This window comes from Chryseobacterium sp. AC405b (assembly GCF_979258685.1).
On sequence record NZ_OZ409877.1, the window covers coordinates 1,982,811 to 2,006,717 of the forward strand.

The window sequence follows — 23,907 nt, forward strand, 5'->3', positions numbered from 1 at the left end:
ATATATTATCAGTTTTCTATTGATATTCTTAATTGTTTATTATTTTACTTCAAAAGTACCATTTTTTCTACAGCTGTAGCACTTCCTTTGCATTTTTCTTGATTTTGGCTTTTTGCAAATATCTTAAAAATATATGTACCTTTTGCTACTGTATCACCAAAATCGTCTTTTCCGTCCCATTCAATTGCCTGACGTGGCGTTCTAAAGCCCTGTAGGAAGGGTTCTGCAACAACTGGCTGACTTAAAGTTCTTACTAATTTTCCTGTAATCGTATAAATTTGAACGTTTACATCCAAAATATCATCACAATTATGCTCAAAATGAATGTACGTTTTGTTTGTAAAAGGGTTTGGCCAGTTCAGCGGGCGGTTGATCACTAAATGCTGATCTGTTTCATCCTTAACTTCAAAGTTTAACGTTTCAGTCGTCGAATTATTGTTTATGTCCCATACTTTAAATGTCAACTGATGTTGTCCTATTGCCAGGTTCCTGAAAGGATAGGTTACATTCCCTTTCTGATAGTCTGCCAAGCCGGGATTGAGACATCCATTTCCTTCACCCGAAGCATAGAAATCATTTAAAACGACGGTGTTAATAATTTGTCCGTCCAAATATACAGTAATATCGTGACCAATACCAGAACCGGTAGAATTTATTCCTGTATCATCAGTCACACACGCAAGAAGCATGGGGCTTTGATTGGTAATTCCGCCGTTTGCAAAATTCGTATTGTTCATGTAAAGTTTTACTTTTGGCGGCTCATTATCGTTGATTCCGTTAGGATTAAGATCACCAACCTGCACTGCCTGATTGTTAAATACATCAAAAGATTTGTTATCTGCGTACGCAAGCAACCTTCCTTCACCTACAGCGTAATTGATGTCTTTCGGTACATAAAATTCAACTGTAAAAACACCATTTACAGCGGTTCCGGATGCTTTTACAATGGCACTTCCTTCTTCGGTGTAGTTTAAAACCGGTGTTAAAGCTCCATTGTTATTTAAAGTTGATTTATTGAGTCTTTTATCAAAAATATTAATGACAACTCTTCCGTTAAAGGTTGTGTTTGTAGATCCATTAGAATTATTAATATGACCTGTTATTTTTACAAAATCTAATCCTCTGATAAGACCAGGAACAGGAGTTTCAATATTATCTATCACTAATAATCTCTGCGGTCTGCTCAGTTTCATTGCGGGATCACCAAGAAGATTTACTTTTAAATGATTCGGATCTGCACCACGGAGTTTTTTTGCATTTAAATGTGCATCACCTATTGATATAAAATTGTCATTTACTAATTTAAAGATATCTTTAGTGTAAAGATTGGTGAAATCTATCCCATATCCTACACCCACTGCACGGCTGGAAGTAATCATTGAAGACGGACCTCCTTGCTTCAGTTTCATTAATTGTTCACCAGCAGAAGCTGTTGCAGGTTCATCCCAAAGTGTAAATTCACAGGTTATCGTTGAGACAAATGGAAATCTACTGTATACATTAGAAAAATTATTGGCATTCTGAATCTCATCTAATGTAAAAACTCTTTCCTGTGCCCATCCGTTGATCCCACCATGACCGAAATAGAAAAGATATAAACTGTTACCTAAATCATTGAATATTGCCTGATTTACTTGTGGATATCTTCTTCCTCCTGCAGTACTCTGCGCCTGAAAAGCATCTAGATATAGCTTCCTTACATTGTATTCTTTAAGAATTGTGCTTGCCGGAATCTCAAATGTGCTTTCCAGTGTATTATTCATAATAGTATGGAAAGGGATTCCGCCATCATTATCATCATCTACCACAAAATCAAGTTTCATTCTCCATTCTCCAAAAGGAGTTGACTGACCAGACAGCGAATTGTAATAGGCTAACGTTTTATCCATCATATTGGCTGCCTCACTAGGATTTGCAGCAGGAATTCTGCCTACCGGAAGATCAGGAAGATTGTTTGAAATAAAAGAATTGGTTTGAGGTTTCGTCATTACAATATAATCGTCTGTCACAAAAGAACTGATAAAATCAGCAGACTCTTCACTTTCGTAGCTGGAAACGATATTTGAATTATTTGAAATTCTGTTTTTATAATCATAAGAAGCATCTCCTAAAATGAAAACATACTTTAAAGCTCCAGAGGGTGTGTTGAGTTTGGTGACAAAATCTCTGATAGCAGTAAGATCTCTGCTTCCGCTTCCAAATTCATTATATATTTTAGCAGGATCAACAATCTGAACGTTGTAATTATTTTTTGTCTGATGATAATTGGCCAGTCTTTGAGCCTGAGATGTCATTTCAGGAGTCGCAATTATCAGATAGTCCACATTTTGTAATGCAGAAAGATTTTGGTTATTTATTCTTTCTACATATAGTGGTGTAAAAGCTGCATCTGCGCGGAAAGCGACAAATTCATTGTTAAAATCAGGATTAGATGTTGTGTAAGCAAAATTAAAATTACCAGTTCCGGCAGCTTTATTTACTCTTCTGTTGGCATTTGTAATATCGGTAACATCCCAAACCTGTTCCATATTTGCTGCAGTAGTAATGCTGAAACCATAATTGGTGTTTGTGCCACTTTGAAGAGAAAAATCACGGAAATTCATTTGTGTTCCATTGAATTTTAAATCTTCTTTGTATTGAACTTCAACGTAGTCAAGATGAAAGGCACCATTAGGATTAATCGAAATATTCGGGTTGTATTTAATACTAATTTGATTACCACTTAAATTGCTGATTGTTCCGAAATATCTAAAAGGTCTGAAATCCAGATCCGAAGACGTAGAAATATCAACAAAGGGATTTTGATTATTGATATTGAATGCAATGCTGTTTCCTTGGGCTCTGTATCCTATAACCTGAGTTTTGTAACGTATAACATCAGAACCCTGAATAGGAGATTTTAAATTAAAAGTTACTGTTTTTTCTGTGGCAAAAGGCTGATCTTCAACCCAGATTCGTCCTACTTTCATCACATTTTTCTGATCCGTATTGATTACCTGATAATCATCATACCTTGTAATAAGCGGAGTAGTAGGCAAATTAAGGTCAATGTTTTGAACTCTTTTCCCTGCACCTTTGTCAAAATTGATGTAATAGTAAGAGAAATCTTCGTAAATGTTTTTTAAGTTATCGCTTTGGTCAAATCGTGTATCAGTTCTCTTAAATCCGTTTCCGTTAGAGGTATTGTACAAATTGTATCCATTGGGTCCCTGAGCATAAAACAAGGCGTAATCGGCATCATTCCAAACATTGTCATCTTCACCCACCACTTGAATGGAGTTTTCTTGGAGAGCACTGTATCTTACATCCTGATTATATTCTGGAAGCATGATCCCGCCATTTCCATAAATTCTGAAATTCTTCGGGTTTATGTTGGAAGGATTAATTCCGTTATCTCTTAGGAACTGTGCAGTAATTTTAAAAATTCCGGATTTGTCAACTTTTATTTTATAAAATGCTCCGGTCGCTAAAGGGTTTGCTGTAGTTCCTACTTTTTTTGCACTGAAATTAGCACGGAGATTAGCTGGCGATATTTCAAAGGAAGCCAGTCTCAAAATTCTGCCTTTTACATTCTTAAATAAAGCAACATTCACATTGGCAAATCTTTCACCTTCTGAATAGTAGTAAGTAATATCTGCAATATCATAACCGGGCAAAAGATTTTTATTGACATCGAACAGATCTTTATTTGAAATATTTTCCCATACAAGATTAGAAACTTTCAGTTCATTTTCGCCAATTTTTTGTCTGTTCAGGATAAATATATTATTTTGGCTGAAAGAAAAACCTTCATTTTTAAATTTTGGAAGAGTCTTCTTTACATCGCCGAAATCTTCGATTTTTGCTCCATCCCATTCGATTGAGATTTTTTGAGTCCAAGTCGTTGATATGAAAGCGAATATAAAGAATAGAGTCGTTTTTAGTCTCATGTTTGTTTTTGAAATTTCTAAATTACAAAATAAATGAAAATTTTAGAATTAAACAGTGATACAATAAAATTAATTTGTTAACGTTTTCAAAAAAAATCAAATCTTTACTTGATTTATTGAATAATTTATTTTTTCTTTGTACTTTGAATAATATTTATATCGACTATGAAAAAACTAAAGTTGTTTTCATTAATAGCATTAAGTTCTACACTTGCATTAACCAGCTGTGGAGGGTCCGGTACCAGCAAAGGAGGGGGTACTAAAAAATTTGTCAGCAAGACAGGTTGGAAACCAAACGAGAAACAAGGTTGGTTTTTTGCAGGAAAGCAACAAAAGCAGAAGGGATGGCCAGGTATGGTTTATGTAGAAGGTGGAACTTTTACCATGGGATTAGTGAAAGATGATGTAATGCATGATTGGAATAACTCGCCTCGCAGAATGCAGGTTAGCTCATTCTTTATCGGTGAAACAGAAATTACTAACTACGAATACCGTGAATACCTTACATGGTTGAAGTATGTTTTCCCACCTAGTGACCCTAGTTTCAAGGAAATCTATAATGGTGCGTTACCCGATACTTTATTATGGGATAACAAATTATCTAGAAATGATCTTAATGAAACTTATTTCAGAGATCAGAACTATGATTATTATCCGGTAGTAGGTGTTTCTTGGACACAGGCAAACAGATACTGCGAATGGTTGACAGACAGAGCAAATGAAAAGGCTTTGATGCAGGCAGGTATTATTGCAAAAGATTTGTATATCAATGAATCTAATAACCAAGGTGGAACAGCATTCAATATGGATAAATTCAAATCGAATGATCCTGAAATGCAAGGTTACATCAATGAGCAAAGAATGGCACAGAAATCTGGTATGAAAACGACCAACCAAAGATTGCTTGCTGCTAACAGATCTCCTAGTTCAGCAATGGTTACGAAATTCAGACTTCCTACAGAAGTAGAATGGGAATATGCTGCTCTTGGAATGGAAAAAAACAGAGAATACAACAGCTATACAGAGAAGAAACCTCAAATCGATATGCTTAGAGGTACTAAGGGTAAAGACAGAGGGATGATCTTGGCTAACTTCAAACAAGGTAGAGGTGATTATTCAGGTTTGCCAGGTTGGAAAAACGATGGGGCTGCACAAACTTCAGATGTTAGACAGTTTCCTTCAAATGATATCGGTGTATATGGTATGTTCGGAAACGTTTCTGAGTGGACTGCAGATGTTTACAGACCTATCATTGATGAAGACGCAAGCGACTTTAATTATTACAGAGGAAATATGCCTCAAGCTATCGTAAGAAACGGAGACGGTTCTTATAAAATGGTAGACGAGGGTACTATAAAATACGATACTTTAGCTGACGGAAGATTGGTTTACAAAAACCTTCCTGGTCAGTTTGAAAGAGAAACTATTGCCGATTACAGAAACTATAGAGATGGCGACAGAATGTCTTCATTAGATTATAGAAATGCAAGCGACTCTTCTGCTTCTTACAATATGTACAACGCTCCTACAACAAGATTTGTAGTTGACGGTAATGGTAAGGTTATTATGCAGAAAGATACAAGAGACAGAACATCTGCTATCACCAATGACATCAGAGTTGTGAAAGGTGGTTCTTGGCAAGATTCAGCGTATTGGCTAGATCCGGGACAAAGAAGATACAAAACTGAGAATTCTGGTTACGGTTGGATCGGTTTCCGTGTAGCACAAGATGCTAGAGTAAACGATAAAGCTAGAACAAGAAGATAATATTTCAAAATACTTACAAAAAACCTCTCGAATTTTCGGGAGGTTTTTTTATTTTTGAAGTGTGAAATTGCCGTAGTTAAGAACGAAAGAAAAGATATAAGTTTAGGTTATTTTACAAAAAATTATTAGAAATTATCTACATGAATATAGAACAGTTTTATCCATTATTTTTAAATGCAGAAAAAATAACAATTGACAGCAGAAAGATCAATACAAATGATATTTTCTTTGCTTTTTCAGGAGATAATTTCAATGCTGCAACTTTAGCAGAAAAGGCAATTAAAGACGGCGCTTCGGCAGTGATTGTTGAAGATCAAAATTTTGAAAATGCAGAAGAGAATATATTTTATGTACCATCCACTTTAAAGTTTCTTCAGGATCTGGCTGTTCATCATAGAAACCAATTGCAGATTCCGATCATCGGGCTTACGGGAAGCAATGGCAAAACAACAACAAAAGAATTGATTCATGCAGTGCTTTCCCAAAAATATAATGTTCAGTATACTCATGGGAATTTAAATAATCACATCGGTGTTCCACTTACTATTTTATCGATAAAGCCAGAACATGAGATGGCGGTTATAGAGATGGGAGCCAATCATCAGAAAGAAATTGAACTTCTGTGTACTTTATCAAAACCTAATTTCGGATACATTACCAATTTCGGAAAAGCTCATTTAGAAGGTTTCGGAGGCTTTGAAGGAGTTATAAAAGGTAAATCTGAATTGTATGATTACCTTAAAAATAGCCAGCAAACTATTTTAGTCAACAAAAATGATCAGATTCAGGTAGAGAAAACTATTGATTATCTTTCAAAAATAACTTTCGGAAAACGAAATTCAGATTATTTTTTCGAAATCTTTTCTGATGATCACTTTGTAGGATTAGATTATCAGGATACAAAAGCCTTATCACAGCTTACGGGAGATTATAATTTCACCAATCTCTGTGCAGCAGCAAGTTTCGGACTTCATTTCGGAGTTTCAATTGATCAAATAAAAGAAGCAATTCAGAATTATGTACCTACAAATATGCGTTCTCAAATCGTTAAAAAAGAGAATAAAACTTTTGTTTTAGATACCTACAATGCCAATCCGAGCTCGATGATGGCTTCTTTACAAAACTTTATCAATTTTGAAGGAACTAAAACGATCATTATTGGCGATATGCTCGAATTGGGTGAAGAAAGTACACTGGAACATATAAACATTCTGAAAACTGCCCACGATTTAGGGTTTAACGAAATTATCACTGTTGGGAAACATTTTAAAGCAATCAATGATTCTTCAAAATCGTTCGAAAATACTTCAGATTTAATTAAATACCTTGATTTAAACAAAATTCAGTCAGAGAATGTTTTATTGAAGGCGTCGCGAGGAATTTCTTTAGAAAAAGCAATTGATTTTATTTAACTTTAGTCTCCCAAAATTCTTTAATAATCAACTGGATATTTTTAAAAGTACTTGCAAAAACTTCACTTTCAATCTGTGATGTGTTTTTCCATGCAACTTCTGTAATCCCTTCCTCAAGCTGTGGTTTTGAAGTGTCTTCACCCTCAAAATTCATTTCAAACCAATGGGTGTATTTTAAAACTCTGTCACCGTTTCTTTCAACATAGATATGGTAGGTGGTATTAATAAAATTTAAAAGCTCCACATTTTGTAAATTGGTTTCTTCTTCAATTTCCCGCACTGCAGATTCTTCACGGGATTCTCCTTTTTCCATTTTACCTTTTGGCAGATCCCATTTTCCCAGTCTTTTAATGAAAAGAATATCGCCATTGGATCTGTTGACAATACCTCCTGCAGCCTCAATGATTCTGAAAAGCTTTTTAAATTCTTCCCAGATTTCCTCAATCTGTTCTCCGTATACATTCAGTTCTTTTACAGATGTATTTTGCAGGAGATCGAGCGCAATTTCTAAAGTTGTGAAACTGTCATATTTCAGAGCTTTTTCTAAGTCTTCAGACTGTTTAGACAGTAATAATTTTTTTTCGTTCACAAAAACTTTATACATTTGTAAGAATTTAAATACAAAAATAAAGAAATGAATTTAGAAGGACGAAAAATTATTGTCAATAAATCATCTAAAGAGTTATCTGAGTTGCTAAAAACACCGGAAAATTACAAAGATTTTATGCCAGACGGTCTTCAGAAGTTTGAAAGCAGAGAAGATGGGTTCAAATTCGGACTTCAGGGGATGCCCGAGATTGCTTTAAAAATAGACGAAGTAACCGAAGAAAAAGCAGTTTTAAAATCTGCAAGTTCTAGTTTAGACTTTACTCTTCTGGCAACGTTGAAACCTCTTAATGAAAATCAGACAGAAGTACAGATGCTTTTTGAAGGTAAGTTTAATCCTTTCATCAAAATGATGGTAGAGAAACCACTTCAGAATTTCATTAATACTTTGACGGATAAGATTGAAGCGTATAAATAAGGTTAAAACCTTCAGAAATGAAGGTTTTTTCAATTTTAAACGATGTTATTATTCTGGAGAAAATCTATATATTTTTATTGTGTTGAAATTCCTGCGGAATGACAAACATAATGTGATATAATATTTTTATGCAATAATACCCGAACTGTGGTCTTTTGTGCTACCAGTGGCTGAAGAAAGAACATTGATCTCACCATTCATTCTCAAAACTCCCATCAAAGCAAAGATTAAAGCTTCTTTAAAATTGATCATTTCTTTTTCAGGAATAATGATTACTGACTTTGTTTTTTCTTTAATTTTTTCAATTAAATACGAATTGAAAGTTCCACCACCGGTAAAGAGAACTTTTTTTAGTTGATATTGATTGAAAACCTTTGAGATTTGTTCTGCACAATGTTCTGTAAAAGTCGCTAATATATCTTTTGGATCTGCGTCTGTGAACAAAGGAAATATATTTTCATAACACCATTCAATTCCCAATGATTTCGGATGAGATTGATGATAAAACTCCAAAGAATTTAGCTTGCTGAGTAACTCAGAATGAATTTTCCCCTGTTTGGCTAAATCTCCGTTTCTATCAAAATTCTGATTGAAGTTTTGGGCTAATTTATTTAAAACAATATTCACCGGAGCGATATCAAAAGCGATTCTTTTTCCGTTATGCTTTAATGAAATATTAGAAAATCCTCCAAGGTTCAGACACGCATTGTATTCTGAAAACAGAAGTTCATCACCAATCGGAACCAGGGGAGCCCCATTTCCTCCCATCAAGACATCTTGTGAACGAAAATCGTAAACGACAGGTAACCCGGTTTCTATTTTAATGGCTCGTCCGTCACCAATCTGTAAAGTGAATTTTTTTTGAGGCTGATGAAAAACGGTGTGGCCATGCGATGCGATGATATCGATGTTTTTCAGATTATACTTTTGAATAAAATCTTTAACTGCGATTCCTAAATAAAATCCGTACTCAGAATGAAGTTCGAGAAGTTTTTCTGCTGATAAATGCAGGGAATTTCTAAGTCGGGTTTCCCATATTTCAGAATAGGGTAGAGTTTCAGCCTTTAAAATTTGAAATTTCCAGACCGAGTTTTGTTTTTCAAACTTTGCCAGACAGATATCCAAACCGTCTAAGCTTGTTCCCGACATCAAACCAATCGCTTGAAAAACCATGATTTTATAATTTATTTTTTAGATTCGGCAATTTTACTCTTGCTGATATCAAGATCACCGGAATTGTTGTAGAAAGTATATTCTGAGAAGTCATCTTTTGCGGTCATTCCGTTGGCTCCAACGAGTACAGAACCGTCTGCGGTTGTCGTATAAACGGTATCTTTAGTATAAATTCTATTTCTCTTTTTGTCCCAAAAAACACTTTGTGTAGCAAATCTTTGTCCGTCACTTGTAAGAATCTTCACATTGCCTCTTGCCTCATAAAACTGCTTGTACTCATATATTTTGGCATATTTAGCAGTAATATTGCCGGGTTTTTTAGGATTTTTTTTGTCGAAAAACTCTATCTTCATTCCCCTTCTTGCAATCGTGTAAGGGCTGTCTATCAATTGATATTGTTCAATGATAGGAGCGGTAGCTTTCAAAGTAATGAATCCTGAGTCTCGCTGAATTATTTTAGCATTATTAATGATCTGTGAAGGAAAATTTTTACTTTGACTTCCATTTTGTTTCGTAAGATCTTCTTCACAGGAAGTAAGCATAAAAAATATAGCACAACTAAAAAGGTATGCTATATTTTTATATGATATGTTAAAGATCAATTTCATTTTAGTTGTAAAGAGATTTTCTAAACCATTTATCAGCAAAATTGAATCCTACTCTTAAATTAACAAAATTCTGATTGATAAGATTGTCTTTCAGTGTTCCTCTTTTCCCAAGTTCTACACCAATTTCAAGACCACTCATTCTTGTGATGCTGCTGGTTTTGAATGGCAACATAACTCCTGCAGAAACACCGAATTTATTGATGTTGTTTCCTGCAATCTCAAGATTTCCTTTTTCGTAGAACGCACCGTAACGGTATACTATTCTCGAAAAATAACTTCTGAAGTTGTTGTAATTCGGAAGATACCAACCTCCGGCAGAAACTCTGTAAGAATCATTAAAATCATAAGTATTCCCGAAGTAACTGATGGTTTCTCCTTTTTTATAGTCTACCTGAGCAGATAAGAACCATTGGTTTTCACTACCATAACCCACCCCTAAAGAAGCCTGTAATGGCAATAAGTTTTTAGAGTTTGTACTTTTAGCATCAATGGTCGTTTGTCCCGCCTTCACTTCGCCGTCTGTATAATAATAGGTGCTGTTCAGATATTCTGTAGTCATATTACTGGTGTTACCAAAGGTTGCCGTTGCACCTACCGTAAACTTACGGTCTGTACTCGTGTTTAGCTTTTGGTAGCTTGTTCCCAGCGTGAAATTTAAATTTCTGATGCTGTTTTTGGTTTCGTAGCCGTTGATAAGTTCAGCTGTAGATGTTGTGAATTCGTTGGTGTCATACAAGTTTCCAAAGTACAAATTGGCACGAACACCCACTGCAAGTTCTGAGTTTATTTTATAAGATAACGCTGCCTGAGCAGTGTTCAAAGTTCCGCTACCTCTGAAACGGTTTCCGTAAATGGTACCGTCTGCCATTGTTTCGGTATTAACGATATCATAGCTCTTTGAGCTGTAAGGTTGATACAAAAGTCCCATTTTAATCTTCGAAGAAATAGGAAATGCCAAAGAAATATTAGATAAATACGTAGAATGTTTTGTAGACTTTGTATTATTATAATCAGTTTTAAAGTAATTATTTTCGTTGGTAGCTTCAAGTTTGATACTTGTTAAATCGAAATTGCTGTTATTCGCAGGGTTTCCGAAGTTGAAGTTACTGCTGAAATCACTTATGTAAGCAGTAGAAATACCTCCCATAGAGACATTTTCAATAGTATTATCATATTTTACATCACCAATTCCATAAGTCGCATAAGGTGAGTTACTCAAATTCTGCGCATTAAGGAAGTACCCAACTGAAATGAATGATAGTACAAAAATTTTTTTCATTCTATATTTTTAAAATAATGCGCAAATATCTTAAATATTAATGAATTGTAAAAATTTACTGAGGTTAAAGTTTGTTAAGGGCTTTTTATAGAGAATTGTCAATCGTGAATTAGCTTTGTTGTGAATTTTTAAACTGCTCAACAAAATTGACAATTCACCGATTCCCTTTTCCGTAAATTTCTTTTATCTTTGAAACATGAATTGGGAAAACATCGCCGGACAGGAAAATCTTAAAAAACTTCTTCAGGACAGCATCACCGAAAACAGAGTGAGCCACGCCCAGCTTTTCATCGGAAAAGAAGGCTATGGTACAATGCCGTTGGTTCTTGCGTATGCAAAAGAAATTCTAAATCGTGAAAACGAACACGCAGCTTCTAAGGTAGAGCATCTCAATCACCTGGATCTACACTTTTGTTTTCCGGTGTTTACCGACAATAAAAATTCATTAAGTAAAAATAAATTTGAGCAGTTCAGAGAGATGATGTTGGATTCTCCGTATGCAAGCTATGATGACTGGACCGCTTTTTTAGATTCAGAAAATAAGCAGTTATTTATTTCAGCAGACGAAATTGACGATCAAAATCAGAAATTTGCTCTAAAAAGTTTTGAAGGCGGAACAAAAATCCTCATTGTCTGGCGTGCTGATAAAATGAATATCGCAGCATCCAACAAATTCCTTAAATTTTTGGAAGAGCCACCTGCAAAAACAATTATTCTTTTAACAGCAGAAAGTGCTGACGATATTTTACCAACCATACTTTCCAGAACACAAATCATAGAAGTTCCAAGGATTGCAGATGAAGATTTAAGCAGTTATCTTAAAAATCAATTGGCAGCTTCAGAAGAGCAGGCAAAAGTAGTAACTCACGAGGCACAGGGTAATTTGAATGAGGCCATAAAGCTTTTGAACTCGGAAATAAAAAATCCTGAGTTTGAAAAACTGTTTGTACAGTGGGTTCGTGATGCTTTTATGGTGAAAAAGAAACCGGAATTTCTGAAAAATATTATTCTTTGGGCAAGAGAAATCGCAGGTTGGAACAGAGAAAAGCAAAAAAACTTTCTTAATTATGCTTCGGAAATTTTCAGGCTGGCTTTATTACAAAACTACCAGTCTGAAGAATTGGTTTATAAAAAAATTGATGCCAACGGATTCAACTGGTCTGGTTTCTCAAAATTTATCAGCGGAGCCAATATCATCAGTATTTTAGATGAAATCAACACAGCAGATTTACATTTAACCCGGAACGGAAATCCTAAAATTGTATGGACAGATTTAGGAATCAAACTTTCAAGATACATTCATAAAACACAATAGAAATTCAGACTTGAGTCTGAATTTTTCTTTATTATATAATTCAATTTTATAACTTTTACAATCAACATCTATATTCTCTATTTCTAAAATTTAAAACAAAAATCAATCAATCGTTTGATTTTGTTAAAATTCGAAGTATATTTGCAGTCGAAAAATAGTAGTATATGATTTCAAAAGAAGAAAATTTATTGTTCGCAGCCGAAAAGCTCTTTGCTGAAAAGGGTTTTACAGGAACTTCCACCAGAGAAATTTCTAAAGCAGCCAACGTTAATATTTCAATGATTTCTTATTATTTCGGCTCAAAAGAAAAACTGTATGAAAGATTGGTAGAGTATAGAATGAGCGAAGGTCAGTATTTTTCTAATGAGATTGTCGAACGCACAGATATCAATGAATGGGAAAAGCTGGAGAGAATAATTGATCAGTTTTCAGAAAGAGTAAGGAAGCACAAAATGTTCTTTAGAATTATGCAGAGAGAGCAGCTTTACAGCGATAATCCTCATATTGTGGAATTTATAAGGCAAACCAAAATAAGTTTCATTACCATGTATTCAAAGATTCTGGAAAGTGGCTTACAAAAAGGAACTTTTACTAAAAATCCTCCGATATATTTACTGCATTCTACGGTAAGCGGAACGCTGTTTTATGCATCCAATGCCAAGCAGATGTACAAAGATTTTTTAAAAAACAATGACGACGAAGACGTTTTTGAGGAAACTTATTTCCGTGAACTTACCCAATATATAAAACATATTTTAAAAGACCTTTTAGGTTATGAAGAGAATAAATAACTCCGTTATTGTACTGTCACTTTTAGCAGGAATGATGTACACCCATGCTCAGGAAAAAAAACAACTCAGCCTCGATGAAGCCGTACAGTTGGGAATCCAGAATAGTAAAAGTTTAAAAATAGATGCTGCCAATATAGAAGAAGCAACCGCTAATCTTTTGGAAGCTAAAAATAAGCAGCTGCCGGAACTTACCGTCTCTGCGAGTTATCTGTATCTTCCTTTAAAACCAAATATTGATCTGAAGATTCCCGGTGTTTCTTCGGCAGGCGGTCCTGAAGTTCACCAGGTGGCTTATGGTTCAGCAAATGTAAGTGTTCCTATTTACAGTGGCGGAAGAATAAAATATGGCATACAATCAGCAAAATATCTGGTAGAAGCATCAAAACTAAGTACTGAAAATGATAAAGTTGCCATTGCTTATAACGTGGCTCAGGCTTATAATAATTTGTTTAAAGCCAACCAGTCTATTAAAGTTTTAGAAGAAAATCTTTCAGCCTCTCAAAAAAGAGACGACACTTTTCTTAAGCTTGAAAATAATGGTGTAATTGCAAGAAACGACCGCTTAAAGGCAAACCTGCAGACTTCTAATATCGAATTGCAATTATTGGAAGCAAAAAACAATTACAACATTGCCAATATCAATATGGATTTATTGCTTGGTCTTCCTGAAAATACTGAAATAGAAGTCGATCAAAATTATATTGATGAATCTGATGATGTAAAACCAGTTGATTTTTATTTAAATGAAGCCAGAGAAAACCGTAAAGATCTCCAGGCTTTAGACCAACAGAGAAAAGCAGCAGCTTTGGGAACCAGATCTGCAAAAGCAGAAAATCTTCCCTCCATCGCATTTACCGGAGGATATGTAGCGGCTGATATTCCAAAATTTTTAACGATTTATAATGCAGTGAATGTTGGAGTAGGGGTTTCCTATAATCTGTCAAATCTTTGGAAAGAAAATTCAGCATTGAAGCAATCTAAAGCGAGAGAAATGCAATTATCTGCCACAAACGAATTGCTGAATGACAATATTAAATTAGAAGTAAACAGAGAATATCAAAATTCAGATTATTCTAAAAAAAGAATTGCTGTTTTCGAAAAAGCGGCAGTTCAGGCAAATGAAAATTACAGAATCACCAAAAATAAATACGACAACGGTTTGGCAACCATGACCGAACTTTTAGATGCGGATGCAGCACAAATCTCAGCCAATGTCGGAGTGATCAATGCAAAAGCAGATGCAGCACTGGCGTACAGAAAACTATTACAGACTACAGGAACTTTAACAATCAAATAAAAACAGAACGATATCCAAAATGGAAAATAACAATATTCAAGCAGCTGAACCTAAAAAGAAAAAGAGTTTAGTTTTTCCGATCATTTTAGCAGTAATCATCGTTGTAGGCGGAATCTACGGATACAGAACCTATTCTTACGGACAGATTCACGAAGAAACGGATGATGCACAAATTGCATCCAACATGAATCCGGTCATTTCTAAAATCTCAGGGTATGTTGCGGAAATAAAAGTGAAAGACAATCAGTTTGTAAAAAAAGGAGACACTTTGGTTATTTTAGATAGCAAAGATCAAAGAATTGCTTTGGAGCAGGCTTTAGCAGCTTTATCAACAGCAAAAAGCAATATTTCTTCTGCTCAGTCTTCAACCAATGCAACTTCAAAAAATATCAGCAGTTCTCAGGCTGCCGTAGCAACAGCGAATGCTCAGATTGAAGCAGCAAAAGTGAACGTCTGGAAAACTTCTCAGGATCTTAAAAGATATTCAGTTTTGGTAAAAGATCACTCGATTACAGAACAGCAATACGAGCAGGCTTTGGCAGCGAAACAATCTGCAGATAAGCAGTTGCAGGTTTTAGTAGATACAAGAAATCAGATTGCGCAGCAAACAGGTATTGCATCTTCACAAACCGAAGCAAGTTCTCAGCAAATTTCAGTTGCCGGTTCGGTAGCAAAACAAAGAGAAGTAGATGTGGAAAGTGCAAGATTAAATCTTTCTTACACCGTAATCACTGCTCCGGAAGACGGTTTTGTGGGTAAAATTCCTATTCAGGCAGGTCAATATTTACAGGCAGGTTCTCAGTTATTCAGTTTGGTAAAAAATGATCAGAAATGGGTGATTGCCAATTTTAAAGAAACTCAGGTATCAAAAATGGTGGAAGGACAGAAAGTTCATATCGAAATTGATGCTTTTCCGGATACCGATTTTGAAGGTGTGGTTAGCTCGTTTTCTCCGGCAACAGGTTCTACCTTTTCAATTTTGCCTCCGGATAACGCAAGTGGGAACTTCGTAAAGGTAGTTCAGAGACTTCCTGTTAAAATCGATTTTGTAAAATTGGATCCAAATATTGCCAAAAGACTGAGAACAGGAATGAATGTAAAAGCAGAAGTTTCTTTGAAATAATACTAAGATAAGTGAATTGTCAATTTTGCTGAAGAGAGTCAATTTTGAATTGAAGATGCAGGAGTATAATTGATGTTAATTGGATATGAAGTAGTAAAATTGACGACGATGTTGATTGATTATTGACAATTCATTTTTATAAAAAATTCTTTAAAGATTAATAGATCAGATAGTTTTGAGGAATCATTTTTATCTAATTCAATTTTAAATAGCAGTCAAATGTTTTATCAATAGGAATGGGCTTTAGCCCATTTTTAAAAGACCAAAAACCATTGGCTTTAGCCAAAATCTAAACTCAATCTTTTTCTCTTAATCTTTGAAATACACTAAAAAAGAATGCAAGATTCATTAGTAGAATACGGAGCCCGAAGAGTGATCATCACGATCACAGCGATTCTTTGTGCTTTGCTTGAAATTGTGGATTCCACGATCGTGAACGTTGCCCTCAACGAGATGAAGGGTAATTTGGGAGCCACACTTTCTGAAGTAGGTTGGGTAATTACGGCGTATGCCATCGGTAACGTCATCATTGTACCCATGACGAGCTGGCTTTCTCAGCAGTTTGGAAGACGAAATTATTTCGCAGCTTCCATTATCATATTTACCGTTTTCTCATTCTTATGTGGAAATGCGGATAATATTTGGGAACTGGTTTTTTTCAGACTTTGTCAGGGAATCGGAGGTGGAGCATTACTCGTAACCTCACAAACGATTATCACCGAATCTTACCCGGTGGAAAAACGCAGTATGGCGCAGGCAATTTACGGTTTGGGAGTTATTATTGGCCCGACTTTAGGTCCGCCATTGGGAGGTTATATTGTAGATAATTTCAGCTGGCCGTATATTTTTTACATCAATATTCCACTTGGGATTGCGGCAACTTTGATGACATTACAGTTTGTAAGAAGTCCGAAATTTTCTGAAAAACGTAAAGCTTCAGATGTCGACTGGTTAGGAATCATGTTATTGGCATTAACGGTTGGTTCACTTCAGTTTATTTTAGAAAGAGGTCACGAAGAAGACTGGTTTGAAAGCGGAATGATCGTTACTTTTACCACAACTGCAGTGTTAGGATTTATCTTGTTCCTGTGGCGGGAGTTAACCTGTAAATATCCGATTGTAGAATTGCGGGTTTTGAAAAATGGTAACCTTCGGATAGGAACCGTGATGTCCTTCGTGTTAGGATTCGGGTTGTACGGGTCAACATTTATTGTTCCTTTATATACGCAGAGTGTTTTGGGATGGACGGCGCTTCAATCCGGTGCATTAATGATTCCTGCAGCATTAACGACAGCGTTTATGATGCCGATCATCGGTAAATTATTAACCAAAGGTGTCAAACAGCAGATTTTGGTTTCATTAGGATTGTTGATCTTCTTTATCTACAGTTTCTGGGGTTATAAAATCTTGACTCCTGATACAAGTAAAGAGGCGTTCTTCTGGATGCTGATTGTCCGCGGAATGGGATTAGGATTGTTATTTATCCCAATTACCTCATTATCTTTAAGTACATTAAAAGGTCAGGAAATCGGTCAGGGAGCGGCTTTTACCGGGATGATGAGACAACTCGGCGGTTCGTTCGGAATTGCAGCGATTACTACATTTATTGCGAATGCGGGACAGAAATACAGGATGAACTTAATTTCCCATCTCGACAGTGACAGCCTGGATGTTCAGCAAAGACTGGCGGGTTTAAAAGCCAGCTTTATCGCCAAAGGAATGACGCCTGACAATGCAATGAATGCTGCCTATAAAGTGATGGATATGACTGTCACCAAACAGGCAACCGTTTTATCTTATATGGATGTTTTCCTTTATCTGGGAGTTGTTTTCTTAGTCTGTATACCGTTTATCTTATTTATTAAAGAACGGAAAAGCAAAGAAAAAATAGATCTGAGTGAAGCGATGCACTAAAAAATATAAACCTCTGAAAATTTTTGGAGGTTTTTTTATTGAAAAAATTCTACTGACAAACATTTGTCACCAACTCATCTTATCTTTGTTAAAATTTAAATAAATTATTCTCATGAGTTATTGTTCCGCCATCGAAACCATGCAGCCTGAAAGCCGAAAAGAACTGCACAAAAAGTACCACGATAATCATTACGGTTTTCCGATTCACGATGATAACGAATTGTTCGGAAGACTCATCATGGAAATCAATCAGGCAGGTTTGAGCTGGGAAACAATTTTAAAAAAAGAAGACGGTTTCAGAAAAGCGTATGACAATTTTAATATTGAAAAAATTGCCGCTTACACCGACGAAGATCGTGAAAGATTATTGGCTGATCCCGGAATTATCAGAAATAAACTGAAGGTAAACGCTGCCATAGAAAATGCCAAAACCATCATCGAACTTCAAAAAGAATTCGGCTCGTTTGAAAAATGGCTGGAACACCATCATCCCAAAACTTTACCTGAATGGATGAAAATTTTCAAAAAAACATTCAAATTCACCGGCGGAGAAATTGTGAATGAATTTCTGATGAGCATTGGTTTTCTGAAAGGTGCTCATGCAGAAGGTTGTGTGGTGAATGAGGAGATTTTGAAATTTAATCCGATGTGGAAGAAAGGGTAGGTCGTCATAATGAGTCATTCTGACAAAAAAGAAAGAATCTCTAAATTTATCTTCAACTTTCGTTATTTAAACAGAAATCAACTTTTAGACTATTTCATCTGGCTTTTTAATCTTTCAATCAACATCGTGATGATTCTTTTATTAAAAACTTTACTGTCTGATTGATACACTTCCAATTCCTCCAAAGTAAACATTCCCATGGTCATTCCGATGAAAGTATTTTTTAAAACATTATCCTTTTGTAGGCTTTGCTCGATCATCACTGCTTTTTTCCCGGAAGACAGAGCATTAAAATCTGAATTCTGACGGATGGCATAATTGGTAAACAGTGAAGTGTACAAATCATTCTGCAATTTTAAAATGGGACGCAGGGTTTGGTTTTGAAAAATTTCTGTGGGAGTTGTTGTTTCTGAATTGGACAGGTTGAGAGATTCTCTGAGATCTGTTTTTGTTGGCATTTTTTTGTTTACTAGCATGAATTTAAATCTCTTTTACTCGAAAATTAGCTTTATACATACCACTAAAAAGATTGAAATTGTTATTTAAATCTTTAAGTAAGAATTCTAAGAAAGATAGTCAAAATCTGTATTTAATGGATAAGTTTGTTGTGCTTTGCTTGAAAACACAACAAACGCTTCAAAAAGTATTATTAAAACTCTCACTATTGTTTTGTAAAAATTAAATCTTTCGTCACAGGAAGATATACCGTTTTATCTGCATTCGCAGGACAATCATCTCCTAAAACAGTACTATTTGGACTATATTCCCATGATATTTGCGTTGGACTAATTTTCTTTAAGATTATTCTTCCCCAACCAATCCCACAATTTGTTCCACCGTAATATAATTCCAATTTACTACCATTATCATCAGGCCAAAGGCTGTAAATAGTGTGGATAATTTGGTTTTGTTGTGTGACTGTACTTTGTGTATCTTGTAGAATTATACCAGAAGAGTTTTTTACAATATATTTGATTGTAATTACATCTTTGTAATATTTAGACATTCCTCTTTCAAAAAATTTATGGTCTTCTTTTGTTGCGTACAACTCTATTATATTTCCATTATATGATGATTTCCAAATACCTACAAAAGGTAATAATTCGTTGTTTAAATCTTTTAAATAAGAATTTATAGGAATTTCTGTATAATCAGTTTTTAAAGGAAAATTTTGTTGTGTTCTACATGAAAATACAATAAGCGCTCCAAAAAATATTATTACAATTTTCATTATTGTTTTGTGAAAATTAAATCTTTTGTAACAGGAAGATATACCGTTTTATCTGCATTAGCAGGACAATCATCTCCTAAAACAGTACTATTTGGACTATATTCCCAAGAAATTTGTGTGGCATTTAAATATTTTAGTTCAATTGCACCCCAACCTATGCGACAATTGGTTCCACCGTAGTTAAACCAAACAATATTTTGACTAGGATATGTTCCTTGACTGAAAATGGTAAATTTATATTGATTTGCTTGAAAAGTCATATTTTGTGTATCTTGAAGAATAGTTCCTGAAGAATTTTTTACTACATATCTTATAGATAAAGCATCTTTATAAACATTTAGTGCGTTAAAATATTTCATTGTTTCTTTTGTAATAAATAAAATAATCTCTTTATTTTGAAAATTTGATTTATAGATACCAACATATATATTCAACTCATTATTTAAATCTTTCAGATAAGAACCCTGTGGAACATCATCAAAATCAGTATTTAATGGAAACGTTTGTTGTGCTTTGCATGAAACTGAAGCAGTCAGTATCAAAAAAAATATTATGTTTTTCATAATTTTGTTATTTTAAATTTCTTATTATGGACAAGGGACAGCAGTAGTCGTACCATCATTGTTTTTAATTATTGTATTTACGATTCCATCATCTATTCTTTGTAAGACAACTTTCCCTTCTAATCCCATTTCTGTAAGTGTTTTAAAAAAGAATTTTTCTATTTGTTCATAACTCATATGATTATTCTGTGGCTTATACATACCATATCTAGTTTGATATCTAATATTAAAATTATCTAGATCTTCTTGTGAGAAATTTGTCACAGCATCATCATAATTACCATTAAATCTTATCACATAATGATATATTTTAAAACCTCCGGTACATGTGGAACACGCTTTTTTAACAATCATACCAAAATAAGCATTATTGTGTTCTCCTACGGGTTGTGTAGGTTGCGACCTTGCTAATTTTAAAAGACCATTATCAATATCAGGCGGTGAATGCATAGGTATTCCTGTAACAGTATGATTATGATAACCACCTTGCCATCCTGTCATACTTCCCAAATTCACTTCATGTTCTCCACCGTCTATGATATCAGAAGTTGTACCATCTTTTTTTATTTTAAAACCAATCTCACCTTTTTCTGTAGATTTCTTTTTTAGACTGTCTAATTTAGTCTGTACTGCAGGGTTTTCAAGCATTGATTTTGTTTTATTACAAGGGGTGTTTCTTACAGGCACAATTACTTGCGTCGGCACACCGCTCTCACATTCCATATTGGTGCTTGAGGTAGGATCTATCGGAGCAATAAGAATTCTGTTGTCAGGACAAGAGCCTGAGATGGGAGCTCCGCCTCCCGGAGTCCCCGGAGTTTGACCTACAGTAGTTCCCGGACCTGTAGAGCTGAAAGGATCTGTTCCATAGATCCATTCGCATTTGTAAACTGCCACGGTATAGAATTGAGACGTGATTGTCGCTTGGCAACTGCCTCCCATCTCTGTAGGTAGCTCTCCATGAGAATGCACGTTATCACTACAGGTTGTGAACTGCACTTCTTCTGTCCATCCACAGGTAACGCCCGTAATTGTTTTACCCTGGAGACTGCCGTTGCTATTATAAGTTCCTTTTGCCAACTCAGTGATCTGTACTTTTCCATGGGTATTGATCGCTACTCCGTTTTCTGCCTGCAGCTTTTCGGAAGGAGTCAGGTTGTAGGTGAACAAAAGTTCTTTATATGTACCATCGGGAAGTGGTGTCAGCACAAGATTTTCTACCGGTGCATCTGCAGATGCATTGGCTTTTGTAATATGAAAGGTGTAAGTATGGTAATTCGGTCCGTTTTCTATGTAGATCACGCTTTCTGTGTCTATAGAAACTCCATTTCCATAATTGACAATCTTCCCCTGCGCATTAGTACTGGAAAATGTCTTCAGCTTATCCTCCGCATGTTTAATCTCAGAAATAAGTTTTCCTTTGTGTTTTGATTCATTCAAAGAAATCCTTTTGGAAGTGAGCTGAAATGCACTTGTATTGTGGTAAGTTTCCTTATCTGGAAGCAAATCCTGTCGACAGGAATAAGTCGACAGCAGCGCTGTCATCATCAGGAAAAGCCTGAGAAATAAATTTCTTTTCATAACATTTGATGTTTTAAGTTGTTAAATATATACAATTTTTATGAATCACAATAGAGTGATGATCATTTTTCAAATTTAAAATTAGTTTTATTGCAAACCAACAACCTATAGTTATCATATTATAACCTCTAGTTATCAATATAAATTATTTTATATTTGTAAAAAATATCCATGAGTTTAGGAACAAAATTGAAACAGCTACGACAAAATAGAAACTGGTCTCAGGCTGATGTTGCTTATAAATTAGATGTTTCTCAACCTGCATATAACAAATGGGAAACAGATCAAACAAAACCTAGTCTAGACAAATTAGGAAAAATTGCTGAGGCTTTTGAAATAGAGATACAAGATCTATTTCAAAATGAAGGAAATGTAATTATTTCAAATAATACTTTCGAAAACTCAAATATTGTTTACCCTAAAGATTCAACAGTAAATATTCAGTCACCAGAATTGTTACAGAGTATTTTGAAAAATCAGGAACAGATTTCAAAGCTTATGGAAAATCAAAGTAAACTAATAGAAAGCCTACTGAAAAAATAGGAAATTATTCTTAATTTGATTATTACTTGAGTTACGTGAAAGTAACAATAAAACTTAAACCTTTCAACCCAACTCACCCCACCGTTTTCGTGTCCTCTTCCTTTAAAATCTTTTTCTCCTTCATGGCAACCATCATTCTTTCGCATTTGTATTGTGCCCAGTCAAATTGGTTGAGGAAATCGAGGGCTGCGAGAAATCCGGCGTTGAAGAGCTGTTCTTTTTCTTCTCTTTTCATAAAGAAATTGAGCCAGCTGCTCGTTCCGCAGTTCACGGTTTTGATGCTGAAATGATTGTAAAAAGAGTTTTTCGTCAGGAAATTTTGTCGTTAAAACCTTTTAAAGTTCCGATGATATTTCCAGCGAAGGAAAGGGGAGTTTTAAGGATTTGTTCGCTTGTTTTTCCTTTCTCGCCCAAAATTTCCGAATCGCTGGTGAGCTGTACGCCAAACAAAGGAAGTCTCGGATAAAAAACTTCATTCATGTGAAAAAGATCAATCGGGAAATTGGAAAGCGTGCCGCCATCAATAAAAATTCCGACAGGATAAATGTCTTCTTTTGGTGTATTCATCCAGAATTTCCAGGCGTATTGTACAGAATCATCTTCTTTGTTGATGAGTTTCTGCATCGGTTCAAAAAAGAAAGGTACAGACATCGATGCCCGTACAAATTCTGCCGGACTGATGTGTTTCAGTTCTTCTTCAGACCAGTACAGATTCGCCATTGTCGGAAGTTCAACTTTTATTTTTGCATTGATGTCGGTTGTGATCACAATATATTCCGACTGTAATCCGTAGAAAGGACTGTCTCTGTAATAGTCGTTGTTTACAGCACTTTCATAGAATATTTTGTAGCGGGTTTTGTCGATGTGTTCAAGGTTGTTGTTTTTAATTTCCTCGATCCCTTTCAGCGCATTGCTGTAAAATTCTGATCCATTTCCGTAGCGGTAATTAAGGTTAAGTTGGTCTTCTTTTTGAATGAATTTTTCGTTGAGTTCGGCAACGGTTTTAATACCGAATCCGTTCATTACATCAGTCATTTGTTTGAGGAAAACAGTTCCGGGGTTGAGTCCGCTATTGCTTTTTCTGAAATCACTGCAGAATTTCTTTACCATAAAAAATATAATCACCAAAGGAACAATAGGAACGAGAAACCAAAGTTTTGCCTGCCAGGATCTTTCCGTTTCGATCATAAAAGGAATGGCGATAAGAATAATCAAGGTAATCCCAAAAAGAATGCTGTTGATTTTAATGAAATTTTTATTGTTGAGCATTGCATGAATGGTTGTTCTCACATACGCTTTCCCATCCATAAAATCTGAAAAATCCCAATTGAATAAAATATCTTTGATAACGTCAGCTTTTGCTTCCTCTTTGGTTTTACAGGCAGCGATGAGCATCGTATTGATAGCTCCTGCACTTGTTCCCGCAACTTTCAGAAACCGGATTCCGAATATTTCCAGTGCATACAGGTAGCCCACCAAAGCACTTCCCCAGACTCCGCCGCCTTCCTGTACAAATTCGATGTACTGATTGCCTTCAGCATCGAGAATATCAGAGAATTCTCTGGTAGAAATGTTCTCATGCAAAGCGGTAAGCTTTTCTTTAGATTCCTGAGAAAGTACGTCGTCCTCAAGGATTTTTTGAAGGATTTCGGTTTTCATGATTTTGGTTTGGTGTTTTTGGGTAAGTTTAAAG

General features: G+C 35.2%; 21 protein-coding genes. 10 read left to right on the plus strand and 11 right to left on the minus strand.

Going from position 1 to position 23,907, the window contains the following annotated elements; genetic code table 11:
* Positions 1-44: 44 nt before the first annotated feature.
* Positions 45-3,929: a type IX secretion system sortase PorU gene (gene porU / locus ACZZZA_RS09600; protein WP_463431315.1), complete on the minus strand. Its 3,885-nt coding sequence runs from the start codon at positions 3,927-3,929 to the stop codon at positions 45-47.
* Between the two features lie 165 nt (positions 3,930-4,094).
* Here porU and gldJ point away from each other — a divergent pair, with 165 nt between their 5' ends.
* On the plus strand, positions 4,095-5,696 hold the full coding sequence (gldJ, locus tag ACZZZA_RS09605; protein ID WP_463431317.1) for a gliding motility lipoprotein GldJ: 1,602 nt from the start codon (positions 4,095-4,097) through the stop codon (positions 5,694-5,696).
* A 140-nt stretch (positions 5,697-5,836) separates the two neighbouring features.
* Positions 5,837-7,108, plus strand: a complete 1,272-nt coding sequence (locus ACZZZA_RS09610; protein WP_463431319.1) for a UDP-N-acetylmuramoyl-tripeptide--D-alanyl-D-alanine ligase — start codon at positions 5,837-5,839, stop codon at positions 7,106-7,108.
* Here ACZZZA_RS09610 and ACZZZA_RS09615 read toward each other — a convergent pair.
* A complete protein-coding gene (locus tag ACZZZA_RS09615) occupies positions 7,101-7,712 on the minus strand; it encodes an NUDIX hydrolase (RefSeq protein WP_463431321.1) in 612 nt (203 codons plus the stop codon). The genes ACZZZA_RS09610 and ACZZZA_RS09615 overlap by 8 nt on opposite strands.
* 30 nt (positions 7,713-7,742) lie before the next feature.
* On the opposite strand from ACZZZA_RS09615, the gene ACZZZA_RS09620 reads away from it, so the two are divergent.
* Positions 7,743-8,132, plus strand: coding sequence for an SRPBCC family protein (locus tag ACZZZA_RS09620; protein WP_463431323.1), 390 nt, complete (start codon positions 7,743-7,745; stop codon positions 8,130-8,132).
* A 126-nt stretch (positions 8,133-8,258) separates the two neighbouring features.
* Here the strand turns inward: ACZZZA_RS09620 and ACZZZA_RS09625 are convergent, their stop codons facing one another.
* From ACZZZA_RS09625 to ACZZZA_RS09635, 3 genes are read right to left on the minus strand one after another with little or no spacing between them, the layout of a single operon-like run.
* A complete protein-coding gene (locus ACZZZA_RS09625) occupies positions 8,259-9,305 on the minus strand; it encodes an anhydro-N-acetylmuramic acid kinase (protein WP_463431325.1) in 1,047 nt (348 codons plus the stop codon).
* Between the two features lie 11 nt (positions 9,306-9,316).
* Complete coding sequence (gene lptC, locus ACZZZA_RS09630) at positions 9,317-9,913, minus strand: LPS export ABC transporter periplasmic protein LptC (RefSeq protein WP_463431327.1); 597 nt, start codon at positions 9,911-9,913, stop codon at positions 9,317-9,319.
* 1 nt (position 9,914) lies between these two features.
* A complete protein-coding gene (locus ACZZZA_RS09635; RefSeq protein WP_463431329.1) occupies positions 9,915-11,192 on the minus strand; it encodes a hypothetical protein in 1,278 nt (425 codons plus the stop codon).
* A 196-nt stretch (positions 11,193-11,388) separates the two neighbouring features.
* On the opposite strand from ACZZZA_RS09635, the gene ACZZZA_RS09640 reads away from it, so the two are divergent.
* From ACZZZA_RS09640 to ACZZZA_RS09665, 6 genes are all read left to right on the plus strand, one after another.
* Entirely contained in the window at positions 11,389-12,507 is a 1,119-nt protein-coding gene (locus tag ACZZZA_RS09640; RefSeq protein WP_463431331.1) for a DNA polymerase III subunit, read from the plus strand.
* A gap of 164 nt (positions 12,508-12,671) precedes the next feature.
* Positions 12,672-13,298 carry a TetR/AcrR family transcriptional regulator gene (locus ACZZZA_RS09645; RefSeq protein ID WP_463431333.1) on the plus strand — a complete coding sequence of 209 codons (627 nt, stop codon included), beginning with the start codon at positions 12,672-12,674 and terminating at the stop codon, positions 13,296-13,298.
* The gene (locus ACZZZA_RS09650; protein WP_463431335.1) at positions 13,282-14,595 is read left to right on the plus strand and encodes a TolC family protein; all 1,314 of its coding nucleotides are present in this window, start codon (positions 13,282-13,284) and stop codon (positions 14,593-14,595) included. Before ACZZZA_RS09645 ends, ACZZZA_RS09650 begins: the two co-directional genes overlap by 17 nt.
* A 19-nt stretch (positions 14,596-14,614) precedes the next feature.
* A complete protein-coding gene (locus ACZZZA_RS09655; RefSeq protein ID WP_463431337.1) occupies positions 14,615-15,718 on the plus strand; it encodes an HlyD family secretion protein in 1,104 nt (367 codons plus the stop codon).
* A gap of 336 nt (positions 15,719-16,054) precedes the next feature.
* Positions 16,055-17,632, plus strand: coding sequence for a DHA2 family efflux MFS transporter permease subunit (locus ACZZZA_RS09660; protein WP_463431339.1), 1,578 nt, complete (start codon positions 16,055-16,057; stop codon positions 17,630-17,632).
* 112 nt (positions 17,633-17,744) lie between these two features.
* Positions 17,745-18,296 carry a DNA-3-methyladenine glycosylase I gene (locus ACZZZA_RS09665; RefSeq protein ID WP_463431341.1) on the plus strand — a complete coding sequence of 184 codons (552 nt, stop codon included), beginning with the start codon at positions 17,745-17,747 and terminating at the stop codon, positions 18,294-18,296.
* A gap of 89 nt (positions 18,297-18,385) precedes the next feature.
* Here ACZZZA_RS09665 and ACZZZA_RS09670 read toward each other — a convergent pair whose 3' ends face one another.
* From ACZZZA_RS09670 to ACZZZA_RS09685, 4 genes are all read right to left on the minus strand, one after another.
* The gene (locus tag ACZZZA_RS09670) at positions 18,386-18,754 is read right to left on the minus strand and encodes a glyoxalase (protein WP_463431343.1); all 369 of its coding nucleotides are present in this window, start codon (positions 18,752-18,754) and stop codon (positions 18,386-18,388) included.
* Positions 18,755-18,957: 203 nt separating this feature from the next.
* Positions 18,958-19,527, minus strand: a complete 570-nt coding sequence (locus ACZZZA_RS09675; RefSeq protein ID WP_463431345.1) for a DUF6705 family protein — start codon at positions 19,525-19,527, stop codon at positions 18,958-18,960.
* On the minus strand, positions 19,527-20,090 hold the full coding sequence (locus ACZZZA_RS09680; RefSeq protein WP_463431347.1) for a DUF6705 family protein: 564 nt from the start codon (positions 20,088-20,090) through the stop codon (positions 19,527-19,529). The genes ACZZZA_RS09675 and ACZZZA_RS09680 overlap by 1 nt, the downstream gene beginning before the upstream one ends.
* A gap of 24 nt (positions 20,091-20,114) precedes the next feature.
* Complete coding sequence (locus ACZZZA_RS09685) at positions 20,115-21,671, minus strand: hypothetical protein (RefSeq protein ID WP_463431349.1); 1,557 nt, start codon at positions 21,669-21,671, stop codon at positions 20,115-20,117.
* Positions 21,672-21,842: 171 nt separating this feature from the next.
* Between ACZZZA_RS09685 and ACZZZA_RS09690 the strand changes: the two genes are divergently transcribed.
* A complete protein-coding gene (locus ACZZZA_RS09690; RefSeq protein WP_463431351.1) occupies positions 21,843-22,214 on the plus strand; it encodes a helix-turn-helix domain-containing protein in 372 nt (123 codons plus the stop codon).
* Positions 22,215-22,287: 73 nt separating this feature from the next.
* Here the strand turns inward: ACZZZA_RS09690 and ACZZZA_RS09695 are convergent, their stop codons facing one another.
* Entirely contained in the window at positions 22,288-22,449 is a 162-nt protein-coding gene (locus ACZZZA_RS09695) for a hypothetical protein (protein WP_463431353.1), read from the minus strand.
* 74 nt (positions 22,450-22,523) lie between these two features.
* A complete protein-coding gene (locus ACZZZA_RS09700) occupies positions 22,524-23,873 on the minus strand; it encodes a patatin-like phospholipase family protein (RefSeq protein WP_463431355.1) in 1,350 nt (449 codons plus the stop codon).
* Positions 23,874-23,907 lie beyond the last annotated feature (34 nt).

Coding starts and splice junctions, on each gene's coding strand:
- porU (WP_463431315.1), bottom strand. CDS start 3,929: ATGAGACTAAAAACGACTCTATTCTTTATATTCGCTTTCATATCAACG.
- gldJ (WP_463431317.1), top strand. CDS start 4,095: ATGAAAAAACTAAAGTTGTTTTCATTAATAGCATTAAGTTCTACACTT.
- ACZZZA_RS09610 (WP_463431319.1), top strand. CDS start 5,837: ATGAATATAGAACAGTTTTATCCATTATTTTTAAATGCAGAAAAAATA.
- ACZZZA_RS09615 (WP_463431321.1), bottom strand. CDS start 7,712: ATGTATAAAGTTTTTGTGAACGAAAAAAAATTATTACTGTCTAAACAG.
- ACZZZA_RS09620 (WP_463431323.1), top strand. CDS start 7,743: ATGAATTTAGAAGGACGAAAAATTATTGTCAATAAATCATCTAAAGAG.
- ACZZZA_RS09625 (WP_463431325.1), bottom strand. CDS start 9,305: ATGGTTTTTCAAGCGATTGGTTTGATGTCGGGAACAAGCTTAGACGGT.
- lptC (WP_463431327.1), bottom strand. CDS start 9,913: ATGAAATTGATCTTTAACATATCATATAAAAATATAGCATACCTTTTT.
- ACZZZA_RS09635 (WP_463431329.1), bottom strand. CDS start 11,192: ATGAAAAAAATTTTTGTACTATCATTCATTTCAGTTGGGTACTTCCTT.
- ACZZZA_RS09640 (WP_463431331.1), top strand. CDS start 11,389: ATGAATTGGGAAAACATCGCCGGACAGGAAAATCTTAAAAAACTTCTT.
- ACZZZA_RS09645 (WP_463431333.1), top strand. CDS start 12,672: ATGATTTCAAAAGAAGAAAATTTATTGTTCGCAGCCGAAAAGCTCTTT.
- ACZZZA_RS09650 (WP_463431335.1), top strand. CDS start 13,282: ATGAAGAGAATAAATAACTCCGTTATTGTACTGTCACTTTTAGCAGGA.
- ACZZZA_RS09655 (WP_463431337.1), top strand. CDS start 14,615: ATGGAAAATAACAATATTCAAGCAGCTGAACCTAAAAAGAAAAAGAGT.
- ACZZZA_RS09660 (WP_463431339.1), top strand. CDS start 16,055: ATGCAAGATTCATTAGTAGAATACGGAGCCCGAAGAGTGATCATCACG.
- ACZZZA_RS09665 (WP_463431341.1), top strand. CDS start 17,745: ATGAGTTATTGTTCCGCCATCGAAACCATGCAGCCTGAAAGCCGAAAA.
- ACZZZA_RS09670 (WP_463431343.1), bottom strand. CDS start 18,754: ATGCCAACAAAAACAGATCTCAGAGAATCTCTCAACCTGTCCAATTCA.
- ACZZZA_RS09675 (WP_463431345.1), bottom strand. CDS start 19,527: ATGAAAATTGTAATAATATTTTTTGGAGCGCTTATTGTATTTTCATGT.
- ACZZZA_RS09680 (WP_463431347.1), bottom strand. CDS start 20,090: ATGAAAAACATAATATTTTTTTTGATACTGACTGCTTCAGTTTCATGC.
- ACZZZA_RS09685 (WP_463431349.1), bottom strand. CDS start 21,671: ATGAAAAGAAATTTATTTCTCAGGCTTTTCCTGATGATGACAGCGCTG.
- ACZZZA_RS09690 (WP_463431351.1), top strand. CDS start 21,843: ATGAGTTTAGGAACAAAATTGAAACAGCTACGACAAAATAGAAACTGG.
- ACZZZA_RS09695 (WP_463431353.1), bottom strand. CDS start 22,449: ATGAAAAGAGAAGAAAAAGAACAGCTCTTCAACGCCGGATTTCTCGCA.
- ACZZZA_RS09700 (WP_463431355.1), bottom strand. CDS start 23,873: ATGAAAACCGAAATCCTTCAAAAAATCCTTGAGGACGACGTACTTTCT.